This is a genomic window from Leisingera sp. ANG49 (assembly GCF_059694505.1).
Map to the genome: position 1 here is coordinate 1 of NZ_JCATZN010000035.1, position 1,831 is coordinate 1,831.

Annotated in this window: 1 protein-coding gene; it reads left to right on the forward strand. The window is 50.9% G+C overall.

The window, feature by feature from the left end:
- The first annotated feature begins 98 nt into the window (after positions 1-98).
- Entirely contained in the window at positions 99-1,799 is a 1,701-nt protein-coding gene (locus AC58NV_RS23540; RefSeq protein WP_497229307.1) for a Hint domain-containing protein, read from the forward strand.
- Positions 1,800-1,831 lie beyond the last annotated feature (32 nt).

The window sequence follows — 1,831 nt, forward strand, 5'->3', positions numbered from 1 at the left end:
ATCGCAAGACGGAAGAATACAAAATATTGATAGGTTTTTTCCATGCGGACGTTGGTGTGGGATAACATCTATTCTCAAAATAGCCACTTTAGCAGGTGGTGAAAGACGTCAATCCTTGGAGGTTTTTCGAGATGCCAAATTATACAGGTGGTGGTGCCGACGATACGATAAAAGGCGGTAATGGTGATGACAGCATTACCGGTGGTTTCGGCAACGATAGTATAGTCGGTGATTCTACGTTTTCCAATCTGACAAGCAATTTCAGTAATGGATTAGGCGTCTGGACGATCACTGGCCATGGAGGCACCTATAGCCCTAATTACGTCGGGGCGGGCGCACCAGTGCTCTATCTTGACGATAGTGGTGTCGAAAGCAGTGCGTCAGCGGATATTGTTGGTCCCTCTTGGAGCAGCGATCTTACTTTTTCGGTGACGCTTGATGCAACCACACAAAGATCTGAAGGCCAAGGAACCAACGAAAATGGTGGTCATGACTTCAGGGTGGATATTGTTGTCGACGGCACCGTCGTCGCGACAGCGACCGAAACGACGGATCTGACAACCAACTTTTTGGAAACGTACACGCTGAACCTGACCGCGACTGGAGATACTCCTGCCAACCCGACGGCTCAGATGCAAGTGCGCATTGTTGAACTACATCCACCGTCAACCAACACTAGCCTACACAACAACTTAAACATTGATAATTTTTCTCTGGCGGTGACAGATCCTAACGTCTCCGGCACAATGAACGATACCATCGATGGTGGTGACGGCGATGACAGCATCGATGGGGTCGGCGGTGATGACAGCATTCTGGGGGGGGCTGGTGACGATACGATTGACGGCGGCGAGGGCGATGATACGCTGACAGGGGGTGATGGTGACGATGTTTTTGCTTGGGACGGTACATCAAACGATACCATCACCGACTTCCGCACAGGTAACAGCGGTGCAACCGGAGACGGAGATTCTGCCAATAACGACTTTATCGATCTTTCCGGGATCTTTAACGCAAATACCCTAGCTGCTTATAATGCCGCAAATGGCACTAGTTTCAGCCATCCAATCGTTGCTCTCAATCATGACGCGGCTGATGGCGTGGTCAGCTTCAACGGGACCGACATGACCGGCCCCTCTCTAACGCTGACCGGCGTCACAGGCGGGTTGGCGACGGATGAAACCGCGGTCACCTGTTATGCGAGAGGTACGTCGATCTTGACCCCTGAAGGAGAAGTAGCCATCGAGGATCTTTGTGTTGGAGACCTTGTCGAAACACAGGATCGGGGGGGGCAGAAAATCGTCTGGATTGGATCCAGCGCATTCAATTCCATTGACGTAGCGCTTTCCCCTCCATTACGGCCAATACTCATCCACAAGGGAGCGCTGGGTGAAAATACACCGGCCAAAGATCTGCTGGTTTCTCAGCAGCACAGGATGCTGATACGCTCAAGAATTGCGGAACAGACGTTTGGGCACAGGGAGATCCTTGTTCCGGCCAAGAAGCTGGTCTCTCTCCCAGGGGTCGAGTATTGTGGAGATGTGATGGGTGTTGAATATTTCCATATCTTGTTCCGCAACCATGAAATCATCACTGCCAACGGAGTGCTTTCCGAAAGCTTCTTCCTGGGTAGGGAAGCTCGTAAAACGGTTTCGGTGCGCACGCAGAGGGAAATTCGGCATCTGGTCCGGAGTGGTTTGTTTCCCGGAAATGTCCTTCAGCACGCACGTTATGTGGTACAAAGAGACAAGTTATTGATGCCGTTTTTTGAACGGCTAAAATACGAAAATCATTGTTAGGTGTTTAGTCCCGGCATGTGGTGTGTTGGGTC